The organism is Enterococcus sp. OL5 (assembly GCF_006491895.1).
Lineage (GTDB): Bacteria > Bacillota > Bacilli > Lactobacillales > Enterococcaceae > Enterococcus_D > Enterococcus_D innesii.
Genome location: NZ_VHIL01000002.1, coordinates 205098 through 228632, shown reverse-complemented (window position 1 = coordinate 228632; position 23535 = coordinate 205098). Strand labels below are relative to the sequence as shown.

17 protein-coding genes and 2 pseudogenes are annotated in these 23535 nt (G+C 43.6%); 14 read left to right on the top strand and 5 right to left on the bottom strand.

Annotated features, from left to right (window positions below; all coding sequences use genetic code 11):
* Positions 1-13 precede the first annotated feature (13 nt).
* Positions 14-1789 carry a glycoside hydrolase family 35 protein gene (locus FJU10_RS03595; RefSeq protein ID WP_140965167.1) on the top strand — a complete coding sequence of 592 codons (1776 nt, stop codon included), beginning with the start codon at positions 14-16 and terminating at the stop codon, positions 1787-1789.
* A 24-nt stretch (positions 1790-1813) separates the two neighbouring features.
* Here the strand turns inward: FJU10_RS03595 and FJU10_RS03590 are convergent, their stop codons facing one another.
* Positions 1814-2521, bottom strand: a complete 708-nt coding sequence (locus FJU10_RS03590) for a GntR family transcriptional regulator (RefSeq protein WP_060791605.1) — start codon at positions 2519-2521, stop codon at positions 1814-1816.
* 190 nt (positions 2522-2711) lie between these two features.
* Here FJU10_RS03590 and FJU10_RS03585 point away from each other — a divergent pair, with 190 nt between their 5' ends.
* The 4 genes and pseudogenes from FJU10_RS03585 (at position 2712) to FJU10_RS19755 (ending at position 8616) form a co-directional block, all read left to right on the top strand.
* Positions 2712-3674: a PTS mannose/fructose/sorbose transporter subunit IIAB gene (locus FJU10_RS03585; protein WP_189372228.1), complete on the top strand. Its 963-nt coding sequence runs from the start codon at positions 2712-2714 to the stop codon at positions 3672-3674.
* Positions 3675-3814: 140 nt separating this feature from the next.
* A complete protein-coding gene (locus FJU10_RS03580; protein WP_005226797.1) occupies positions 3815-4603 on the top strand; it encodes a PTS mannose/fructose/sorbose/N-acetylgalactosamine transporter subunit IIC in 789 nt (262 codons plus the stop codon).
* A complete protein-coding gene (locus tag FJU10_RS03575; protein WP_005226799.1) occupies positions 4587-5396 on the top strand; it encodes a PTS system mannose/fructose/sorbose family transporter subunit IID in 810 nt (269 codons plus the stop codon). The genes FJU10_RS03580 and FJU10_RS03575 overlap by 17 nt, the downstream gene beginning before the upstream one ends.
* 203 nt (positions 5397-5599) lie before the next feature.
* Positions 5600-8616, top strand: a pseudogene (locus tag FJU10_RS19755) (polysaccharide lyase 8 family protein).
* Between the two features lie 325 nt (positions 8617-8941).
* Here FJU10_RS19755 and FJU10_RS03565 read toward each other — a convergent pair.
* The 4 genes and pseudogenes from FJU10_RS03565 to coaA all read right to left on the bottom strand — a co-directional run bounded on the left by FJU10_RS03565 (position 8942) and on the right by coaA (position 13694).
* The gene (locus FJU10_RS03565) at positions 8942-9919 is read right to left on the bottom strand and encodes a matrixin family metalloprotease (protein ID WP_140965165.1); all 978 of its coding nucleotides are present in this window, start codon (positions 9917-9919) and stop codon (positions 8942-8944) included.
* Positions 9916-10791 (bottom strand): glycosyltransferase, encoded by an 876-nt coding sequence (locus FJU10_RS03560; protein ID WP_140965164.1) that lies wholly within the window; start codon positions 10789-10791, stop codon positions 9916-9918. The genes FJU10_RS03565 and FJU10_RS03560 overlap by 4 nt, the downstream gene beginning before the upstream one ends.
* A 334-nt stretch (positions 10792-11125) precedes the next feature.
* Positions 11126-12690: pseudogene (gene guaA / locus FJU10_RS03550) on the bottom strand (glutamine-hydrolyzing GMP synthase).
* Between the two features lie 80 nt (positions 12691-12770).
* Positions 12771-13694 carry a type I pantothenate kinase gene (gene coaA, locus FJU10_RS03545; RefSeq protein ID WP_005226828.1) on the bottom strand — a complete coding sequence of 308 codons (924 nt, stop codon included), beginning with the start codon at positions 13692-13694 and terminating at the stop codon, positions 12771-12773.
* Between the two features lie 337 nt (positions 13695-14031).
* On the opposite strand from coaA, the gene FJU10_RS03535 reads away from it, so the two are divergent.
* From FJU10_RS03535 to FJU10_RS03495, 9 genes are all read left to right on the top strand, one after another.
* The gene (locus FJU10_RS03535; RefSeq protein ID WP_140965163.1) at positions 14032-14637 is read left to right on the top strand and encodes a class I SAM-dependent methyltransferase; all 606 of its coding nucleotides are present in this window, start codon (positions 14032-14034) and stop codon (positions 14635-14637) included.
* A 249-nt stretch (positions 14638-14886) separates the two neighbouring features.
* Entirely contained in the window at positions 14887-15906 is a 1020-nt protein-coding gene (locus FJU10_RS03530; protein ID WP_005226832.1) for a LacI family DNA-binding transcriptional regulator, read from the top strand.
* Positions 15907-16029: 123 nt separating this feature from the next.
* Positions 16030-17331 carry a pyrimidine-nucleoside phosphorylase gene (locus FJU10_RS03525; RefSeq protein ID WP_121260287.1) on the top strand — a complete coding sequence of 434 codons (1302 nt, stop codon included), beginning with the start codon at positions 16030-16032 and terminating at the stop codon, positions 17329-17331.
* A gap of 13 nt (positions 17332-17344) precedes the next feature.
* A complete protein-coding gene (gene deoC / locus FJU10_RS03520; RefSeq protein ID WP_140965162.1) occupies positions 17345-18007 on the top strand; it encodes a deoxyribose-phosphate aldolase in 663 nt (220 codons plus the stop codon).
* Between the two features lie 54 nt (positions 18008-18061).
* Positions 18062-18460: a cytidine deaminase gene (locus tag FJU10_RS03515; RefSeq protein ID WP_005226837.1), complete on the top strand. Its 399-nt coding sequence runs from the start codon at positions 18062-18064 to the stop codon at positions 18458-18460.
* 64 nt (positions 18461-18524) lie between these two features.
* On the top strand, positions 18525-19643 hold the full coding sequence (locus tag FJU10_RS03510) for a BMP family lipoprotein (protein WP_077453918.1): 1119 nt from the start codon (positions 18525-18527) through the stop codon (positions 19641-19643).
* Between the two features lie 206 nt (positions 19644-19849).
* Positions 19850-21391 carry an ABC transporter ATP-binding protein gene (locus tag FJU10_RS03505; protein ID WP_411268834.1) on the top strand — a complete coding sequence of 514 codons (1542 nt, stop codon included), beginning with the start codon at positions 19850-19852 and terminating at the stop codon, positions 21389-21391.
* Positions 21384-22535 (top strand): ABC transporter permease, encoded by a 1152-nt coding sequence (locus tag FJU10_RS03500; protein ID WP_005226844.1) that lies wholly within the window; start codon positions 21384-21386, stop codon positions 22533-22535. Before FJU10_RS03505 ends, FJU10_RS03500 begins: the two co-directional genes overlap by 8 nt.
* Entirely contained in the window at positions 22535-23488 is a 954-nt protein-coding gene (locus tag FJU10_RS03495; protein WP_005232556.1) for an ABC transporter permease, read from the top strand. Before FJU10_RS03500 ends, FJU10_RS03495 begins: the two co-directional genes overlap by 1 nt.
* The last annotated feature ends 47 nt before the right edge of the window (positions 23489-23535 follow it).

Genomic DNA, 23535 nt, shown 5'->3' with positions numbered 1-23535 from the left:
AGGGGAAGACGACATGCGAACGTTTGAGATAAAAGAAGATTTTTTGTTAGATGGAAAACCAATCAAATTGATCAGCGGAGCGATCCACTATTTCCGCATGACACCGGCGCAATGGACAGATAGCCTCTACAATCTAAAGGCACTGGGAGCCAACACAGTAGAGACCTACATTCCTTGGAATCTCCACGAACCTCGTGAAGGAGTCTACGACTTTGAGGGGATGAAAGACATCTGTGCTTTTGTAAAGCAAGCCCAAGCGCTAGGCTTGATGGTCATTTTGCGGCCTTCCGTCTACATTTGTGCTGAATGGGAATTTGGCGGGCTGCCAGCTTGGCTGTTAAACGAACCGATGCGGTTGCGCTCAACCGACCCACGCTTCATGGCAAAGGTGCGCAACTATTTCCAGGTCTTGCTGCCAAAGCTTGTGCCGTTGCAGATCACCCATGGGGGGCCACTGATCATGATGCAGGTGGAAAATGAGTACGGCTCTTATGGAATGGAAAAAGCGTATTTGCGCCAAACCAAAGAGTTGATGGAAGAATGCGGCATCGATGTACCCTTGTTTACCTCAGATGGGGCATGGGAAGAAGTCTTGGACGCTGGGACATTGATTGAAGACGACGTCTTTGTCACAGGCAATTTCGGCAGTCGTTCCAAGGAAAATGCGGCTGTGATGAAAGAGTTTATGGCAAAACATGGCAAAAACTGGCCCATCATGTGCATGGAATATTGGGATGGCTGGTTCAACCGCTGGGGGGAGCCGATCATCAAGCGAGACGGTCAAGACTTAGCCAATGAAGTCAAAGAGATGTTAGCAGTCGGTTCCTTGAATCTTTACATGTTCCATGGAGGCACGAACTTTGGTTTTTACAATGGCTGTTCCGCTCGGGGGGCGCTGGATCTACCACAAGTGTCCAGCTATGATTACGATGCTTTACTGACAGAAGCAGGAGAACCTACCGACAAATACTATCAGGTACAAAAAGCCATAAAAGAAGCCTGTCCCGAAGTGTGGCAAGCCAAACCACGGACCAAGCAATTAGCGGCATTAGGAACCTTTCCCATCGAAAACAGTGTCTCGTTACTGGCCATCAAAGACCAGCTGATGATACCGCAAGAAAGCATGTATCCTCTAACAATGGAAGCTGCCAGCACAGGCTATGGCTATTTGCTCTATTCGGTTCAGTTAAAAAACTATCATCGAGAAAACAAATTAAAAGTGGTAGAAGCTAGCGATCGGCTGCATATTTTTACCGACGGCCAATTACAGGCGATCCAATACCAAGAGACGCTAGGCGAGGAGCTGTTGATCCAAGGAGCACCAGATAAAGAAACCATCGAGCTAGATGTCTTAGTGGAAAACTTAGGGCGCGTGAATTACGGGTTTAAATTGAATGGACCTACGCAAGCCAAAGGCATCCGTGGGGGCATCATGCAAGACATTCATTTCCACCAAGGCTATCGTCATTACCCATTGACGCTTTCCGCAGAGCAGCTACAAGCCATCGATTATCAAGCAGGAAAAAATCCGACACACCCCACCTTTTATCAAACGACCTTCACGCTGACAGAGGTAGGAGATACGTTCATCGATTGCCGTGGGTATGGCAAAGGCGTCGTTATCGTCAACGGCACCAATCTTGGTCGCTATTGGCAACGTGGCCCCGTGCATTCCTTATACTGTCCGAAAGAATTTTTGAAAAAAGGCAGCAACGAAGTCGTGGTATTTGAAACCGATGGCGTGGAGATCAAGGAACTCGTTTTCTGTGATCAACCTGTCGTGGAATAAAAAAATAGAAGTAGAGACCCAAATTTACGCGGGCTCTACTTCTATTTTTGTTTTGAAATATTTCCAATGCTTGTAGCTGACGATGTATTCAGCGACACTTCCATCTGCTAAATAGGAGTGCTTGACTTGTTTGACCGCAGGCTCTCGGAAGCTCAGTTGCAATAAGTTCAACAATTCAGCGTCATCAGGAAAGACGATTTCGTTGGTTTCAACAGAAGCTAATGAGAAAAGGTCGATCGCAAAGTCTTTTCGGACCCGCTCATAAACACTGGCATACCGGTTGAGGTTTTTGGCGATCGGTTCTTTCATCAGCTTCTTCGGCAAATGAGTGATGTGAACCAAGAAAGGAACATCGCCAAAATAGCGGACCCGTTTGATTCGGTAGTAGGAAGCACTGGCAGCCAAGCCTAATTCTTTCAAAATCTCGGGGTCATTTCCTTCTTCCACCGCAAGGACCTTGACCTTTTCTTGGTCTAGTGAATGCAGCTCGATGTCGGAAAACTTCACACTCTGAGATACTTTTGCTTTTGAAACAAAGGTCCCTTTGCCTTGGATGCGATACAGATAGCCAGCACTCGTCAATTCATTCAACGCTTTGACTGCCGTGATCGAACTAACAGAATACATTCGCTTGATATCCGCCTCTGAATAAAACTTATCCCCAGGAATGAATTTATGGTCTTTGATTTCTTGTAAAAGATCTTGCTTGATCTGCTCATACTTTGGCAACACAGTGGTTTCCCTCCATTCCATATGAATACATCAAGCATAACATGTTAAATCCTTTCCTGCCACTTAATTAGTGTAGAAAATTCGTTGTTTTCCAGTCTGTATAGGCCTGAAAAATAAAATTCAATATGTTAAGATATTAGGTTTACGAATAGCTTGCCATGTGGTATAGTATGCTTACAAGAAACATAACATGTTAAGTGGGGCGACCTGCGGAGTAGGAGGGAAATTAGTGGAAAACATTGTATTGATCAGTCATGGCGGCATGGCAGAAGGGGTCAAAAGCAGTCTGGAGATGATCGTAGGCCAGCAAGCAAACGTTCACACCGTTTCATTACGACCAGATAGTGACAATCTGCAATTTGAGAAAGAATTGAACGAAAAAATGAAAGCCCTTAACGGTCCAACATTGATTATTGCGGATCTATTAGGAGGAACCCCGTGCAACGTTGCAGTCAAGAATTATTTAGAGGATGACGAAGTGGCAATCTTAGCTGGAATGACATTGTCCGTAGTGATAGAGGCAGTCGTCAATCAACGAGCGACGATCAAAGAGCTGCTTTGCTTAGCCAAAGAAAATATCGTTGATGTCAAAGCAGGGATGAACCAAGCAGAACAAGAAATTTTAGAAGAAAAGCAAGAGGAATTAGGGGATTACAGTGCGTATGCTGGGCAAGAAAATATCGTCAATAGTCGGATCGATGAGCGCTTGATCCATGGACAAGTCGCCGGTATCTGGTCCACCAGTTTAAACACGCAACGGATCATTGTAGCCAATGATGAAGCCGCCGCAGACCCATTACAAAAATCTTCTTTACGAATGGCAGCGCCAACTTCGATGCGACTTTCCGTCCTTCCAGTGGCAACGGCAGCCAAAAATATTCGCGCCGGTCGTTATGGAAAGCAACGGTTGTTTTTACTTTTCAAAAATCCCCAAGATGTTTTGCGTTATATTGAAGCAGATGGACCAATCAAAGCGATCAACGTCGGCAACATGAGCTACAAAGAAGGCGCACGAGAAGTGACCAAAAGCATTCAAGTGCTGCCAGAAGAAGAGCCGATTTTTGAAGCGATCGCCGCAAAAGGCATCACCGTCACGGCACAGCTTGTACCCAATGAACCATCGATCGACTTTATGAAGAAATTACGAGGATAAACCAGGCAGCGCTTCGATCGAGGAGAATATGTAGCGGAAGATTTGTCAAAAAACGAGTGTTTTTCACAATTTATCTGAGGCGACATAACGATCGATAACTAGCCAGTTAAGACTCGTTCATACAATTAGGAGGAAAATTCATGCATTTAGCAGCGTATCAAATCATTCTTATTACTGTTTATGCTTTTATTGCTATTAATGATTCACTTATTTCCAATACGTTGACCCAACCAGCGATCGCCGGAATGATTTCTGGAATGATCATGGGGGACTTAAAGACCGGTTTGATGGTCGGTGGGACCTTACAGTTGATGCGTTTGGGGATCGCCGCATTTGGTGGTGCATCCGTCCCGGATTATTTTACCGGCGCAGTACTGGGAACAGCGTTTGCCGTGATCTCAGGAAACGGCGCGGAATATGGCATCGGCTTAGCAGTTCCAGTGTCCTTGCTGATGCTGCAACTGGATGTCGTGGCTCGTTTTTGTAACGTATTTCTGCTACACCGGATCGATAGAGCTATCGACAACATGCAAGTCAAGCGAATCCCACGGTTAGTTTTATCGGGTTCTTTCTTATGGGGATTGTCACGGGCGATTCCGATTTTATTGATGCTTTTAGCTGGAGATGCAGTCGTTACGACGATTACCGATAACACGCCAGAATGGCTGATGACTGGACTAAAAACCGCTGGTGGCGTCTTGCCAGTCGTCGGGGTAGCGATCTTATTACGCTACTTGCCAACCAAGCACTATATTCCTTATTTGTTATTAGGCTTCTTTTTAGCTGCGTACCTGCAAGTGCCAATGCTCGGCGTTTCCATCATTGGGCTCGTAGCAGCAATGTTAGTCTTTAAACGTGATAGCGAAAAAGGCACGGTTGCAACGGCAGCTGCCGGAGATTTTGAAGGAGGATATGATGGCGATGAGTGATCAAAAACTGACAAAAAAAGAGTTGAATACCATTAGCTGGCGCTATATTTTGGCAAGCCAATTAAACTGGAACTATGAGCGAATGATGAGTTCAGGCTACCTTTACGGCATCCTGCCCGTCTTGAAAAAATTCTATGGCCACGATGAAACTCAGCTGCAAGATATGCTGCGGACCCACAATCAATTTTTCAATACCAATGCGATCTTTGGGAACTTGATCATGGGGATCGATGTCGCTATCGAAGAACAAGACGGACACAAAGCCAAAGAAACGATCATCGCCTTGAAAACGGCCTTGATGGGTTCCTTAGCCGGTGTCGGTGACTCCTTGTTCCACGTGATTTGGGGAACGATCTTTGGCTCTGTTGCCGGCACATTGGCGCAAAATGGTTCCGTCGTTGGCTGTGTCATCTGGATCATCGCCAACATCGCGTTACTTTTCGGTCGGGCAGCGTTGCTTCCCCTAGGTTACAAACAAGGGGTCAAATTAGTGACGACCTTGAAAGACAAATTATCTGCCTTCACCAATGCCGCAACCGTTTTAGGGGTCACAGTGATTGGTGCTTTGATTCCCTCTGTCGTTAAAGCGACCGTTCCTTTTGTCTATAAAAAAGACGGCGTCGAATTAGTGATCCAAGACACGTTGGATGCCATCTTGCCATCCCTTGTACCTATCTTGCTCGTCTTGCTGACCTACTGGATGTTAGGCCAAAAGAAACTAAATTCCACTCGAGTGATTTGGATCATCTTGATCTTGTCGATCGTTTTGAGTGCGTTTGGTATTTTGGGTTAAGAAAGAATCATGGTGTAAAAGGAAATGGGCAGCTGCTGTGATTGTTTTGTAAATCGTATAAGTAGTTAGGGTAGTCAACCTGTTTTCTTTTAAGAATAGCTGAAATCAATGGAAAAGAGTGCGGAAATGAATTTCTTCACTCTTTTCCCATTCCACAAAATGATAGCGCTATCTTTTGCGCGGCAAAATAGGAGGAGTAAAGGATGGAAAAAGGGAAAAAATATCTGCTGATCATGGGGTGTTTCTTGTTGTTGTATTCGGTAGTTGGCGCCTCTCGTCTTTCTGGAAATGCTGAGGAACAAATACCCGAATTGCCGGAAGCAGAATCGATCTATCACTCGGATTTTTCTAACCAGAAAGGGTCTTGGCAAGATTTAGTCGGGAAAGCCGAAGTAGCACAAAATGCTACTGGTTTAATGATCAGTAATACGAAACAAGGCACCAATCTGGAATCAGTAACGCTCAACAAAGATGCTCCCAAGCGGTCTTCAGGGGATTTTGAAACTACTTTTTTATATGAAGACCAAGCGAACATTGGGGTGGTCTTTCGCGCAGAAGAACAAAAGACAGATCAGTGGCAATCGTTTGCTTATAATCGTGATGGGCAGTGGCAACTTGGTCAACCAGGTGGAAAATGGCTGACAGCTATTTCTGGACCTACTTTGATTGCGGGACAAAAATATAAACTCTTGCTTCAGTATGAGGGCTCGAGTTTTCGTGCCTTTTTAAATGATCAGCTATTTTATGAGAATCAAAAGGTAAACTATCCCAATGGTACGGCAATTGATGGGGACTGGTCCGGGTATGTGGGTATCCGTTTGTTTGGTAATTTATCTAAGCTGAAGGTATTATCGATGCGTAGCGGTCCTATCGGCAGCTTGCCCGTGGAAGATCACACAGCAGAATTTATGCAACTGCAAGAAAAATGGCAAAATCAACTGGTTTCTGATCACTATGATCCAAATAATCCGACTATGGCTGATTACGTGCAGATGGTCACCTTAGAAGCTGAGGCGTTATATCAAACCATAAATAAAGCATCTGATCGAACGAGCCTATGGCCCCTCGAACAAGGGAATACTGCTTCAGCGGATGTAACGACTCAATTTACAAAATTACAGAAAATGGCTTTAGCCTATGGAACGAAAGGTAGTTCTTTGTATCAAGATAAAGCAGTGGCGACGACGATTATTGACGGGATAGATTTCATGGTCACTCGAAAAGGGTACGATGGGAAAAAGTACCATGGAAACTGGTGGGATTGGCAAATCGGTGTCCCGCAAAAACTGATCAGTACTTTAATGATTTTAGGCGCTGAGTTACCGTCCGAGAAATTACAGCAATACACTGCCATTATCAGCAGTTATGTACCAGATCCCTTCAAGCAATTGTATACGAAGACACAAGGCAGTTTTACTGAGCTTGCTTTTATTCCAAATTTTGTGACTTCGGGTGCTAATCGTACAGATCTCGCGCTTACTGTATTAGGCTTGGGCATTTTGCAAAGGGACGCTGGGAAAATCACACAAGCTTCAGCAAGTATCGAAGAAGTATTTCAGTTAGTCACAAAAGGCGATGGTTTTTATAAAGATGGCTCCTTTATTCAGCATAATACGATCCCTTATACTGGTTCTTATGGAAATGTACTAATCAAGGGTGTGGGACAAATTCTAGCTATCACGCAAGGATCAAGTTTTGAGATGGACGCTGATCTCATACAAACGTTTGTTAAAATGTTGATCAAGCATTCTTGCCGTTGATCTATCAAGGAGAAATGCTGCCGTTGGTTAATGGTCGTTCGATTTCAAGAGCTCCAGCCAAAAACAAAGTCGGTTATGGTTCATCAACAGTTTATAATTTGCTGATCGTATCTCAATTCGCACCAACTCAATACCAGCAAAGATTCCGTGAAGCTGCCAAATATTGGCTCAAAGAAAATCCAGACTATTATTTGACGAATGCAAGAGACTTCAATGATTTACAAATGACGGTGAATCTCTTGGCAGACCCATCGATTACAGGGGATGCATTACCTTTTACGGGAACAAAACTGTACGCTTCAATGGATCGCTTTGTTCAACGAACAACTGATTATATGTTGGGGTTAGGGCTATATTCCAGTCGTATTTCTTCCTTTGAAGCTGGCAACAAGGAAAACAAGCGTGGGTGGCATACAGCAGACGGGATGCTCTACCTCTATAATGATGATCAAGTTCAATTCAATTCTAGCTATTGGCCGACCGTCGATCCATATCGCTTGCCAGGAACAACCGTGGATACCGTACAATTAGCGGATGAAAATTCTGCTTTTACAACGGTAACGTCTCCAGAAAAGTGGGTAGGCGGTGTGGCTTATGATGGTGCAGCTGCGGTGGGAATGGCATTAAACAAAACGGGTACAAAAAATAACGGGAACGTTTTACCTATGAACGTGCGGGCAAAAAAATCGTGGTTTATCATTGATGGGCAGATTGTCGCTTTAGGTGCGGGAATCACTGGTGATACGACAGCTTCTATTGAGACGGTCGTGGATAATCGCTTACTAAACGATGCGTATACTTATCAAATCCTTTCTGATAAAGGAAGCATTGATCAGACAAATGAAACAAGCAGCAAGCAGTGGTTGTTGTTAGACTCCGATCATTCCCAGGCCAATATCGGATACTATTTTCCAGAAGAAACGACAGTAAACGTGGTAAGCGAGACACGAACAGGCAGCTATACAGAAATCAATGAGGCATTTCCAAGTAATGCGGTTTATACTGGAGAATATCGGAAATTCTTGATCAATCATGGCAAAAATCCCGTGGAGGATCATTATGCGTATGTCATGTTGCCAGGCATCAATGAAACAGAACTGACTGCCTATGCCCAAGAAAAACCGCTAGAGATTTTAGCCAATACCTCGGAAGTTCAAGCAGTAAAACTTGATCAAACTGACTATTTAGGTATCAATTTTTGGCAGAATGATGGAGGTAGTGTCGCCGATATTACTACTAACAAACCTCTTTCATTGATTAGAACAAGTAGAGAAGGCAAAACCATCTATGCCTTTTCTGATCCAACTCAAACAACGACGACCATGACCTTAAAATTGCCAAAAGACTACCAAAAAATCGTCTCTCAAAGTGATGGAATCAGTTATGATGCTTCGACGGATCTATTTACGGTAAACTTTGCGGAGCAAGACGGTGGAAATAAAGTGATTGTAGTCGAGTAAGGTGTTTCAATGTTATTTGTCTCATCATCAGCAGCTAGGGATCAATCACTAGCTGTTTTTTGTCAGCTAGAAAATGAAACGATGAAAGGCTAACCATAGGTTTTTTCTTTGGCTATTAATTCCTTTAATTACTTTTCAATGCCGAGATTTTGTCCAAAAAATCCTCACAGAAAAGGCTGAAAACTTGCGGATTGGCATGAAACGTTTGCTAATTTTCTTCTTACTTAACAGGCGTATGTTTGCCACGAAAGAATGTATCTAAGATTGCAAACACACTTTTCCAAGATTGCAGTGGCAACTTTTCAAGTAAGAATTGGTAGCGAATTTATCCGAAGGCGCGGCGATTAACAATATACTCTTCTCCATCCATTTCAAAAAGATAATAGTGTTGACCATAAATAGAAACTATATCTTCAGTAACTGAAACAGTTCTATTCATAAGATTATTACTCGAAATTGTTCCCACATATGGATCTCTTGGGGACAGAGACAGTTTATACAAATTATAGTTACCTGTTATTTCAACTGTTTGATCGATGAAAGTAACACCAGAAATTTTTCCAGCAGGAGAATCTAAAAAGATTGAGGCAATTTGATTAGAACGATGATTATTCAAATAATAGATTTTATCCCTATTATTAAGGATATTTAGTATCGCATATTTGTTGAATAATGGGACAGCAGGAAGTATCCCCTTAGAAATTGAGTCCGCCGTTTTTTGCGCTGCATCCAGCATCTCTTGATTGTTGCTAACCTGGGCATCATATAAATCAGCCATCACTGATCCATTGTCATGTCGGAGACCTAAAATATGCCCCATTTCATGTCGGATAGTTGAAACCAGCTGTACGTAGCCGGAGGTTCCTTTTCCAGATGATGCGTCATTTAAAGCAGCTTTATTCAAAAATATTCTGTTCGTACTATTCCCCCAACCAAATCCGGAGTACCCCATATCTGCATAGGAATCGCCATCCGTTGATTGCAAAACTAAATCAACTTGGTTATCTGCTGCATTTACACTTGATTTTTCGACAATTACCGATCTCCCAATCGACTGATTCCATGATTGCGCAGCTTCATTGACAGCCTCTTGGTAGGTTTCTCCTAGTGAGTTTGAGTCGTAAATGATGGTACCGTATTCGTTAACACAAGTAGCTGTACCATACAATATTCCAGGATAGTAATAATCAACAATAGGCGTCTTCGCTATGTCGGCTGACTTTGCATCTACAGAAATTGTTCCTATAGAGTAAATTAATGCAATTAAAAATAACGAACGAATTCTTGAAAAAATTTTTTTCATTGTTTTCCACTCCTTAAACTTGTTGACTTGATTTCATACAGATAATTCCAAAAATCTTTTTCCCATCTATCTTGTATGGAAAGATGCTCCCAGGGCATCGAATTTTTTTCAAATTCAACGAAATGTCGAATCTTTATATTTTTTCTAGCTTTTTCAATTTTCAAAAATTTGAGTGGATTCACATTTTTTGCCCAATCAAATAACCAATGATCATCTTTCTGGTAATTGTATTCATAAGGCAACAACTCAACACTTCTCTCACAAAGAATGTTTAAAATGGTTTGATCTAAATACAAGTATTCATTCTTATTTATCATACGTACTATGGCTTCTGGTCGTATCTGTTCATTGAACACAACTACATTAAATAAAATAACTCCAGAATTGAAGTAATTCTTCATAGTTTTTACGCCAAAATATTTAAAGCTGTCCTCTGTATCACTTATAACTGAGAAGTAGAAGTCTCTAACTGCAGCAATTGATTTTTGATCAGGGATCAAATCAAAGAAATTGGATACGTCATCGTATACAATAGTGTCATTATCTAAATAGAGAATGTAATCATAATTGCTAAAATATGAAGGTAGAAATAATCTCCACAGAGTGACTTCAGGAAAACGCGAATTACTATAATTCTTTATTTCGTTTATTATTTTAGGTGGATACCAAATAGTAATAATTACATTTTTTTCTCCATATAATCTAGAAATACTTTTCAATTTCAGTATTTCTTCGTTCCCTAGTTCATTTACAACTACTAATATATCTAAAGGTTCATTCCCTTCATAAGTATTTACTACTGACGCAATGGATACTGCAGCTAATTGAATATGTGACCCCGTAACACAATAAACGACAGCTTTCTTCTTCATAGTTCAGGTCCACCCTTTTTTGTGTTTTTTATTTTTTAATAAAAACCTTCTATAGAAACTTAGGCAATAAAAGCATTTAAGCTTATTTTATCGTATCTGATTTCCAATATGAGAGTTAGTCCCACTATTGGGATTAACATAGTTAACGAGAATCAACAATTTCTTATCGTATTTTCCCAAAAGGGTTGTCAGATTAAGCCTAAATCAAAAATCCCGTCAGATTTCTCTGACGGGATTTTGGTGGTGAATCTAGGTAAAACAGGTCATTGTTATCCATTCCAAGTGAACTAAAAACTGTTAAATCAACATTTCGCAACCAAGTGAGGTTGCTACTTTATTCCCACTCCACAGTAGCAGGTGGTTTGCTCGTAATATCGTACACGATCCGGTTGACGTGTGCGACTTCGTTGACGATGCGGACGCTGATTTTTTGTAGGACTTCCCATGGGATGCGGGCAAAGTCAGCGGTCATGCCATCGATTGAAGTGACTGCACGGATGCCGACGGTATAATCGTAGGTCCGGCCATCACCCATGACACCGACGGAGCGGATGCCTGGTAAGACGGTAAAGTATTGCCAAATGTCGCGGTCTAAGCCGGCATTTGCGATTTCTTCCCGCAAGATTGCGTCCGAGTCGCGGACGATCGTTAGTTTTTCTTCTGTCAATTCGCCAAGGACACGAATGCCTAGACCTGGTCCAGGGAATGGTTGGCGCCATACGATGCTGTCTGGCATGCCAAGTTGAGTCCCTAATTCACGGACTTCGTCTTTGAACAAGGTGTTCAATGGTTCGATCAATTTGAATTGCATGTCTTCAGGTAAACCACCCACATTGTGGTGTGATTTGATGGTTTGAGCAGTTTCGGTTCCTGATTCGATGACGTCGGTATAAAGGGTTCCTTGGGCAAGGAAAGAAACGCCTTCTTCGCCAGCTAGTTTGGTTGCTTCATCATCGAAGACGTACACGAATTCATTCCCGATGATCTTGCGTTTTTCTTCAGGATCAGAAACCCCAGCAAGTTTTGATAGGAAACGTTCTTTGGCATCAACTTTGATGATGTTCAAGCCGAATTTGCCGCCTAAGCTTTCCATTACTTGCTCGGCTTCGCCTTTACGCAAGAGGCCGTGGTCAACAAAAATACAAGTCAGTTGATCGCCAATCGCTTTTTGTAAAAGAACACCAACGACAGAAGAATCGACCCCGCCGGAAAGACCAAGCAAGACTTTTTTGTCGCCCACTTGTTCGCGGATTTTGCGATTTCCATATCGATGAAGTTGTCCATTGTCCAATCACCTGTACATTGACAAACGTCAATAGCAAAGTGACGCAATAAGTCGTTGCCGTATTCTGAATGGCGAACTTCTGCGTGGAATTGGATACCGTACATTTTGCGCTCGGCATCTTGGATAGAAGCAATCGGGCAATCTTTGCTCGTCGCCACAACGTCAAAGCCTGCAGGTGCTTGAGTGACCAAATCCCCGTGGCTCATCCACACGGTTTGGGTTGCGGGCGTGTTTTGGAAAAGGGCCGCTGCATCAGAAGTGACTTCCAATTCTGCTTTGCCGTATTCACGGTTTTTGGCTGGTTCAACTGTTCCGCCTAATTTATAAGTAATCAACTGCATGCCGTAACAGATCCCTAAAACTGGGATGCCTAAATCAAAAATTTTCTCGTCGATGCCGAAAGAGTTCTCGTCGTAGACGCTGTTTGGTCCGCCAGATAAGATGATCCCTTTTGGATTCATCGCTTTTACTTCTTCAGCGGTAATGCGGTGGCTCAATAATTCTGAGAAAACACCGAACTCACGAATACGGCGTGTAATCAGCTGGTTATACTGACTACCGTAATCAAGTACGATAATTTTTTCGACGTTTGGCAAAGTGTCAACGTTTGTCACAATAAATTACCTCAATTCTTTTAGTTTTTATTGAAAAAAGGCTGGGCCTTTTCAACAGCATAATGATAAAAATGAAGCGGTCAATACTTGCGCAAGAACACTTCATCGATCAAATGGTGCTTTGTTTTATGAAGAATTATATCGGCTCTGCTGCGTGTAGGCAAGATATACTCGTGTAAATTCTTTAAATTCACATTTTTCCATACTTCTTTTGCCATTTTAATCGCTTCCTTGCGATCCCCAATCGCATATTGGTAATAATAATTGCTGGGATCTTGAAAGGCAGTGTCTAGTAATGATTCAAATCGTTCCAAATACCATTTTTCGATCAGTGCTGGTTGGGCATCCACGAAAATTGAAAAATCAAAAAAGTCACTGATATAGATTTGTTGGTTGGCAGGCAGCTGCAGGGTATTGATGCCTTCCACGATCAAGATATCTGGTTGACTGATCGTTTCATACGTATCAGGAATAATATTGTAGACTTCATGGGAGTAGACGGGGATCTGAATGTCTGGTTCTCCTGATTTGACTGCATTCAAAAAGTTGATCAAGGCTTCCATGTCATAACTTTCTGGAAATCCTTTGCGATTCAAGCTGCCACGTTCTTCCAAGACTTCGTTCGGGTACAAAAAGCCGTCAGTGGTGATCAGTTGGACGGTTCTACGGGGAAACAAACGGGCCAACAAATTTTGCACGAGTCGTGCGGTGGTGCTTTTGCCGACGGCGACACTTCCAGCGATGCCAATGATAAAAGGCGGCATTTTGACGTAGCGGTGTAAAAAGAGTCCCTTGCTGAGGGTCAATGATTCAAACTCTTTCATATAAAGATGGATCAGATGGCACAAAGGCACGTAAACATCTTCCACATCTTGGACCGAGATCCGGTCGTTCAAACTTTTGATATTATCCAATTCTTCTTGAGTGAAAGGCATCATGCCGTTCGTATAAAACCCTTGCCATTGCTCACGAGGAATTTGATAAAAATTCATGGTTTCTTGCATAGTAGGCTCCTTTTTTGCGGCATCATCGGTTTCTATTAGAAGCGATAGGCCACTGTTCGAAAGTATTTTACCATAGAAACCTGCGTAACTTGGAAAAAAGACATGATTTCCTTTGCAGAAACAACAAAAAACTGTTTTTTCGTTGTTTTTTTTGCTGGGCGTTTACTTCTGGCTGTTTTTCGGTATGATTAGAAAGAAGCAGCAGGCAAATCTTGCACGGCTTTTTTACTGGTGTTTTCACTACGTTCACTCGTTCGAATAGAAGAAACAAGGAAAAAACCAGTAGAAGCCAGTAGAAAAAACAAGCGAAGAGGAAATAGAAGAAAGGAGCATAAACATGAGTAATCATTACTATACAGAAAATCCTGATACGGCCCATGATTTTGAACAGTGGTCGTTTGAATTAAGAGGAAAGAACTTTCATTTTGTGACAGATAGCGGGGTGTTTTCCCGAGACACGGTGGACTACGGCTCGCGGGTGCTAATCGATGCGTTTGAGTGGGCGGAGCTGCCAGAAGGAAGTCTGCTAGACGTTGGGTGTGGCTATGGTCCTGTTGGTTTAGCGTTGGCTTATGCAAGTCAGCGGCCTGTCGAGATGATCGATATCAATCAGCGGGCAGTGGATTTGGCAAAAGGCAATGCCCAGCGTAACGGCATTGAACAGGTAGATATACATCAATCCAATATCTATGCCCAATTAAATCAACCTGCTTATGCGGCGATCCTCAGCAATCCACCGATTCGGGCAGGAAAAGAAGTCGTCCATGAGATTTTGACAGGGGCGTTTCCGCTGCTAAAAGCAGGGGGAACCTTAACGATCGTGATCCAAAAGAAACAAGGAGCGCCGAGTGCTCAAAAGAAAATGCAAGAGACCTTTGGCAATGCCGAAATCATCAAAAAAGACAAAGGCTATTACATCATTCAAAGCGTAAAAGAAGCGTAGCTGCTCTTTGATTCTCAACAGATCAAAGGCATCGCCAAGGCAAGTGCTGGTTAGCAGCAACTGGGCGGTTGGTTTCTCGAAAAGCCTGTTGCCAGCAGCCTTTCAAGCGATCACAGCTCCGCTAAAAGAGCTGTCTGTATCATCGGGCTATTTTTGATCAACGAAAAAGAAAGTCGCACACTTGTTGAAAGTGTGCTATTTTTTTTGAAAAAAATTTGCTACACTTTAGGCAAGAGAGGAGAGAAGCAGATGAAATTGACGATTAAACAGATTGCTGAAATGGCTGGTGTCTCTGTCACGACCGTGTCGCAGATCCTAAACAATAAAGGCAGCCGTTTTAGTGAAGAAACCCGAAAGCGGGTCTTAGATATCGTAAATAAATATCACTATAAGCCGGATTTTTTTGCTTCGAATCTTATCAACCGCCATTCAAAAACGATCGGAATGATCGTGCCTGATGTGACGGATTTCTTTTTCTCTAAAGTCATTGAAGGGGCGGAAAGTTATTTCAATCCACTAGGTTACATGCTAGTGTTATGCAATTCGCGCCACAGCCAAGAAAAAGAGGTTCAATATTTGAATGAACTGTCTCATCGTTCGGTAGATGGCATCTTATTAGCGACGCCGCATTTGCTGCCAGAGGATTATTCCTTGAAGAGCGGGTTCTTTGATGACCGACCAATTATTTTAGTCGATCGTGGGATCAATCAGCGGGACAATGGTCGTTTGATCGTGAAAGAATACGAAGGCGCCTACCAAGCCGTCAGCTATTTGATCAAGAATGGTCACCGCAACATTGCGATGCTCAAAGAAATCACCGGCTACTATCAATTAGAGGAACGGTTCAATGGCTATCGCCATGCCTTAAAAGATCATCAGATCCCTTTTAAAGGCCGATATGTAGAGAATGCTGAATTAACGGTTACCGGCGGGTACGAAGCAACGAAGGAATTATTGAAGTACAAAGAGATCACAGCGTTTTTCTGCGGCAACGACGCCATGGCGATCGGCTGTTATCAAGCGATTTATGAGGCGGGTAAAAAAGTACCAGAAGACTACTCGGTGATCGGCTTTGATGCCTTGAAATTATCGGAATACATCACACCACCGCTTACCACGGTCATGCAGCCGACCTTTGAAATCGGTTTTACCGCAGCTAAGTTTTTAGTGGACGCCATTGAGTTTCCGACACGGCGAATTCCAAATAAGATTTTTGATACAAAATTAATTATTCGTGAGAGCGTGAAGACATTGACAAGCGAGAAATAATGCGGTATATTTCTTCTTGTAAGTGTTTTCATAGTTTTGCGATATTTAGTAAACTGTTTTACTAAAGTGGTTTACCCTACGAAAAATTATTGTATAATGTTAAAGGAAGCGAGGGTCATTTCGATGCGAATGGTGGATTTAATTGAAAAGAAACGTGACGGCAAGTCATTGACGAAGGAAGAAATTGACTACATTGTAACTGCGTATACTGAAGGAAGTATTCCAGATTATCAAATGAGTGCCTTGTTGATGGCTATTTTTTATGTAGATATGACAGATGAAGAGATCACGAACTTAACGCTAGCAATGGCAAATTCTGGTGAAGTGATCGATCTATCCTCAATTGAAGGAATCAAAGTCGATAAGCATTCGACTGGCGGTGTTGGTGATACGACCACATTGATCTTAGCGCCATTAGTAGCTAGTGTTGGTGTACCGGTTGCGAAAATGTCTGGCCGCGGCTTAGGCTATACCGGTGGGACGTTAGACAAGCTTGAAGCGATCCCTGGATTTAAAATCGAGCTTTCTGAAGCCGACTTTATCCGATTAGTCAATGAAAGCAAAGTGGCCGTGATCGGTCAATCAGGAGATTTAGCTCCTGCAGACAAAAAACTGTATGCCTTACGAGATGTGACGGCAACGGTTAGTTCGATCCCATTGATCGCCAGCTCGATCATGAGTAAAAAAATCGCGGCAGGTGCCGATGCGATCGTGTTAGATGTAACCACAGGCGATGGCGCCTTTATGAAAAACTTGGAGGATGCCAAACGCTTAGCCCAAACGATGGTCCGCATCGGAAAATTGGCAAATCGTCAAACGATGGCAGTCATTTCTGATATGTCACAACCTTTAGGGGAAGCGATCGGCAACAGTTTGGAAGTGGTGGAAGCTATTGAGACACTGCAAGGAAAAGGACCGAAAGACTTGGAAGAAATGTGCTATGCACTGGGCAGCCAAATGGTCGTTTTAGCGAAAAAAGCCGATTCATTGGAAGAAGCACGCCAACTGTTGGAAGAAGCCTTGCATTCAGGCAAAGCGTTAGAAAAATTCAGACAGATGATCACAGACCAAGGCGGAGACGCTACAGTGATCGATGACCCGAGCAAGATTTTGACAGCGAAATATGAAGTGGAAGTCCCAGCGAAAACTAGCGGCGTGGTGACGAAATTAGTTGCCAATGAGCTAGGGATCGCGGCGATGATGTTAGGGGCAGGTCGTAAGACCAAAGACGAAGACATCGACCATGCCGTGGGCATCAAATTGCATAAGAAAGTTGGCGAATCCGTAACTGAAGGAGAATCGCTATTGACGATCTATAGCAATACCGAAGCAATCGAGGATGTCAAAGCATTGATCGACCAAAATATTGAAATTGGGGAAGATGGCGCAGAACCGCCATTGATCCATGACATTATTACAGAATAAGGAGCGAATAAAAATGGAATTGAATCGCATGATCGACCACACGATTTTGAAAGCAGACGCAACGGAGGAAGATGTTTTACGAATCATCGAAGAGGCAAAAACCTATCACTTCTATTCTGTCTGCATCAATCCAACGTGGGTTTCATTAGCAGCAGAAAAATTACAAGGCGAACCAACGGCTGTTTGTACCGTGATCGGTTTTCCTTTAGGGGCAAACACATCTGAGGTCAAAGCTTATGAAACAACAGATGCGATCAAAAACGGCGCAGATGAAGTCGATATGGTAATCAACGTAGGTGCCTTGAAATCAAAACAATACAAAAAAGTTCAAGCAGACATCGAAGCAGTCGTTGAAGCGGCCAAAGACAAAGCGCTTGTCAAAGTAATCATTGAAACAGCGTTATTAGACAACGAAGAAATCGTCAAAGCCTGTGAATTAGCCAAAGCAGCCGGTGCAGATTTCTTGAAAACCTCAACTGGCTTTTCAACTGGTGGGGCAGTCGTTGAAGATGTTCGCTTGATGCGTGAAACAGTAGGACCAGAAATGGGTGTCAAAGCTTCCGGTGGTATCCACAACGAAGCAGAAGCTGCAGCTATGGTCGAAGCGGGCGCAAACCGCTTAGGAACAAGCGCAAGTGTTGCCATCGTGACTGGCTCAACAGGTGCTGGCTACTAAGCTTAGCATTATTAAGTAAAGTAGCAAAAAATAAAAATAAGAGCGGGGAAGACAATGACAATAGCGAAAAAAGAGTGGATCGACACCGCCGTTTCCGCCTTAGATAAAGCGTATGTGCCGTACTCTAAGTTTCCGGTCGGTGCTTGTCTCGTTGCCAAAAATGGTACGATATATCAAGGAATCAACATTGAAAATGCCTCATATGGCTTAACAAATTGCGCAGAACGAACCGCTTTTTTCAAAGCCGTTTCTGAAGGCGAAAAAGAGTTTCAACATTTGGTTGTGGCGGGTCATACGCCAGAACCGATCTCTCCTTGCGGTGCTTGCCGCCAGGTCATGGTGGAATTTTGTGCGCCAGATATGCCGGTGACCTTAGTCGGCGATGATGGTGTCATCAAAGAAACCACGGTAGAAGGCCTATTGCCTTATTACTTCACGAACAAAGATTTATAAACCATGTTCATTCAGTCGATGCGGCTGTTGAAAAAAAACTATATTTTTAGGGGGCTTTACAGCAATGAAAAAAGCAAAATTATTTAGTTTAGGTATTGTTGCAGTAGCTGGGTTGACTTTACTTGGTGCTTGTGGCGGAGGAAATTCAGGTTCAACTGATTCAACTGGCGGAGGTTCTGCAGACGGTACGACTGATGCAGCGCATAGTGTCGCAATCGTTACCGATATCGGCGGGGTGGATGACCGTTCATTCAACCAATCCGCGTGGGAAGGCTTAGAAGCATGGGGAGAAGAACACGGGATCGCTCGCGGTGCTGGTGGATATGACTACGTGCAATCAAACGAAGCATCAGAATACACAACAAACGTAAATGGTGCCGTGCAAAATGGTTTCAAAACAGTGTTTGGTGTTGGTTACCTATTGAAAGACGCAATCTCAGCAGCTGCTGACCAAAACCCTGATACACAATTCGGGATCATCGATGATGTGATCGAAGGCAAAGACAACGTCGTTTCAGCAACATTTAAAGACAATGAAGCAGCTTACTTAGCTGGTTTTGCTGCAGCTTATACAACCAAAACAAACAAAGTCGGCTTCATCGGTGGTGAAGAAGGCGTCGTTATCGACCGTTTCGAAGCTGGTTTCATGAAGGGCGTTCAAGACGCAGCTGAAAAATTAGGCAAAGAAATCACAGTTGATCCTCAATATGCAGCATCATTTGGTGATCCTGCAAAAGGGAAAGCATTGGCAGCTTCAATGTACCAAAGCGGCATTGACGTAATCTTCCACGCATCTGGCGGTACTGGTGCAGGTGTCTTCCAAGAAGCAAAAGCAATCAACGAACAATTGAACGAAGCAGACCTAGAAGACAAAAAAGTTTGGGTCATCGGTGTAGATAGCGATCAACAAGACGAAGGGAATTTCACAACTGCTGACGGCAAAGAAGATAACTTCACATTGGCTTCAACATTGAAAGGTGTTGGCGCAGCGGTACAAGATATCTCAACTCGTGCGTTAGAAGACAACTTCCCTGGCGGCGAACACATTGTTTACGGCTTGAAAGATGGCGGTGTAGACATTACTGAAGGGTTCCTTTCAGATGATGCCAAAGCAGCGATCGAAACAGCGAAACAAGACGTAATCGACGGCAAAGTAGAAGTACCAGAAACACCTGAAAAATAAAGTTATGCTTTTCGGTTATCTTGCCCTAGCTTAGGGCAAGATGATCGTCATTGGATTACTATGTTGATGAAAGCTACGGGTTTTCATGAGGATAGTAATCATCCTAAGCAATAGCAATTATTTTTTTGACATGACGAATGGTTTGTATAAGCGAATTAGAAAGTAAGGATGTGAGTAATTTGGCTGAGGAAAAATATGTTGTAGAAATGCGTCATATCACCAAAGAGTTTGGAACGTTCAAAGCCAATGACGATGTCAACTTGCAAGTAAGGCCAGGAGAAATCCACGCATTGCTTGGTGAAAATGGAGCGGGCAAGTCGACCTTAATGAATATGCTGTCAGGATTATTGGAACCAACAACTGGTGAGATCTGGATGAATGGTGAAAAAGTGAATATTACGAGTCCGACCGCAGCAAACAAATTGGGGATCGGTATGGTGCATCAGCATTTCATGCTGGTAGACGCCTTTACTGTAACAGAAAATATCATTTTGGGGAGCGAACCACATCATCTCGGTGTGTTAGATCGCAAGAAAGCCCGCAAAGAAATCAAAAAAGTTTCTGAACAATATGGTTTATCGGTTGATCCGGATGCTTATGTGCGTGACATCTCTGTTGGGATGGAACAACGGGTAGAGATCTTGAAGACTCTTTACCGCGGCGCAGATGTACTGATTTTTGATGAACCAACGGCAGTTTTGACACCGCAAGAAATCGAAGAGCTGATCGAGATCATGCGCGGATTGGTGCGTGAAGGGAAATCGATCATCTTGATCACCCACAAACTGGATGAGATCAAAGCGGTGGCAGACCGTTGTACAGTTATCCGTCGGGGGCAAGGGATCGGCACTGTCAATGTCAAAGACGTCAGCTCACAACAGTTGGCCGATATGATGGTTGGTCGTTCTGTGTCCTTCAAGACACCGAAGAAAGAGGCGTCACCAAAAGAAGTCGTGCTTTCTGTTGAAAACTTAGTCGTAAAAGAAAACCGCGGCTTAGAAGCAGTCAAAAACTTAAGCTTAGAAGTACGTGCAGGTGAAGTATTGGGGATTGCTGGTATCGATGGCAATGGGCAATCAGAGCTGTTACAAGCCATCACTGGTTTACGGAAAGTCGAAAGCGGCAAGGTCTTGCTGAATGGTGATGACATCACCAACTTCAAGCCTCGGAAAGTCACCGAAGCCGGCGTTGGTCATGTGCCAGAAGACCGCCATAAATACGGACTTGTCTTGGATATGATGTTATCAGAAAACATCGCCTTGCAAACCTATTACAAAAAACCTTTGAGTAATGCAGGTGTCTTGGATTACGGAGAGATCAACGAGTTTGCTCGTGACTTGATTCAAGAATTTGACGTACGAACAGTCAACGAGATCGTACCAGCACGGGCATTGTCCGGCGGGAATCAACAAAAAGCGATCATCGCACGAGAAATCAGCCGCGATCCTGATCTATTGATCGTTGCCAATCCGACCCGTGGGTTGGATGTTGGAGCGATCGAATTTATCCACAAACGCTTGATCGAACAACGGGATAAGTTCAAAGCGGTGTTGTTAGTCAGCTTTGAATTAGATGAAATTTTGAATGTATCAGACCGCATTGCTGTTATTCATGCTGGTGAGATCGTTGGGGTCGTTGATCCGAAAGAAACATCAGAGAAAGAGCTTGGCTTGTTGATGGCAGGGTACTCCTTGGAGGAAGCAAGACGAGAGCTGCAAATGGAGGAAGTAGGTGGTTCGGTTGAATAACCGCAAAGAAAAGATCCGCAATATATTAGTGCCGATCATCGCTGTCTTGTTGGGATTCGTCCTTGGCGGGATCATCATGGCGGCCTTCGGCTACAGCCCGATCACAGGGTATACACAAATGTTTCGGACCGTTTTTATCAACGGACAAACAGGTGGGTTAAATGCCCGCAACATTGGTGAGATTTTTGTTACAGCAGGACCATTGATCTTTACCGCTCTGGGGTTTGCCGTTGCAAACTCAGCCGGATTCTTCAATATCGGTCTTTCTGGTCAAGCGCTAGCAGGTTGGGTTGCCAGTATCTGGGTCGCACTGGCGATGCCAGATGCGCCTCGGTTGGTGGTCTTGCCATTAGCCGTGATCGTAGGGGCTTTATGCGGGGCGATCGCAGCTGCGATTCCTGGTTTCCTACGGGCATTCTTTGGAACAAGTGAAGTCATCGTGACGATCATGATGAACTATATCTTGCTTTATACGGGGAACCATTTAGTCAATAATGTGATGAGTGAATCCATGATCACGACAAAAGGGGTCACGAAAATGGTGGGGGAAAATGCCTCCATGCAGACGCCGTTTCTAGCAAGCATCACGAGTAACTCTCGCTTGAACTTAGGGATCTTCTTAGCCTTGATCTTCTTAGTTTTGGTTTGGTTCTTGATGAAAAAAACCACTCTTGGTTATGAGATCCGCGCGGTGGGCTTGAACCCAAGCGCTTCTGAATATGCTGGGATGAGCAGCAAACGGACGATCATTATCTCCATGATCATCTCTGGGACACTTGCCGGATTAGGTGGAGTTGTTCAAGGACTAGGAACGTTTGAAAACTTCTTCGTTCAAGGGTCATCATTAAGCATCGGGTTTGACGGTATGGCTGTATCCTTGTTAGGAAGCGGCTCATCGATCGGAATCTTGCTTTCAGCCCTCTTGTTCAGTATTTTGAAATTAGGTGGACAAGGCATGCAGTTTGCAGGTATTCCATCTGAATTAGTTGATGTTAATATCGCAATTATTATTTTCTTCGTAGCGATCAGTTTTGTGATTCGTTTCTTGTTGGCAAAAATCTTTGACGGCAAAAAAGAAGCGCTGGTCGTACAGGAGATTGAAGCCCAACCAAACGATCAAGATCAGGAAGGAGGAACCATCTAATGGATATTAGTTTAATTTCTTCGATCGTCACTCAAACATTGATTTATGCGTCTCCTCTGATTTTGACGGCGCTAGGTGGCGTGTTCTCAGAGCGAAGCGGGATCGTTAACGTGGGTCTTGAAGGAATCATGGTTATGGGTGCTTTTAGCTCGATTGTTTTCAATATTGAATTTGCGTCACAATTCGGTGCGTGGACACCGTGGTTAGGGATGCTCGTCGGCGGACTTGTCGGTGTGGTTTTCTCCTTGCTGCATGCGGTGGCAACCATCAATTTCCGTGCAGACCACATCATCAGTGGTACGGTGATGAACTTGATGGCACCAGCTTTGGCCGTGTTCTTAGTCAAAGCGATCTACAACAAAGGGCAAACGGATAACATCCAACGGACATTGGGGTATTTCAATTTCCCGATCCTTAAAGATATTCCTATCATTGGCCCGATTTTCTTTAATCAAACATTCTTACCGGCGTACTTCGCTATTTTGATCTCAGTGATCGCGTGGTTCGTGATTTTCAAAACACGCTTTGGGTTGCGTCTTCGTTCTGTCGGGGAGCATCCACAAGCAGCGGATACCTTAGGGATCAATGTTTACGTGATGCGCTACTCAGGCGTCTTGATCTCTGGATTCCTTGGCGGGATGGGCGGTGCCTTGTTTGCTCAATCGATCGCGGGTCGCTTTGCCGTGACAACGATCGCCGGTCAAGGGTTTATCTCGATGGCTGCGATGATCTTTGGTAAATGGAATCCACTTGGTGCGATGGGCGCAGCGATTTTCTTCGGTTTCGCGCAAAACATCAGTATCGTAGGTGGCCAATTGCCAATCATCTCTTCCATTCCAGCGGTTTACTTACAAGCTGCGCCTTATGCCTTGACGATCATCGTGCTCGTTCTTTTCCTTGGAAAAGCTGCTGGTCCGAAAGCTAATGGGAAGAACTACATTAAATCTAAATAATTTTTTCAGTATGAAAGGGTGGGGCTATGGGACATGAATGTGTTGCT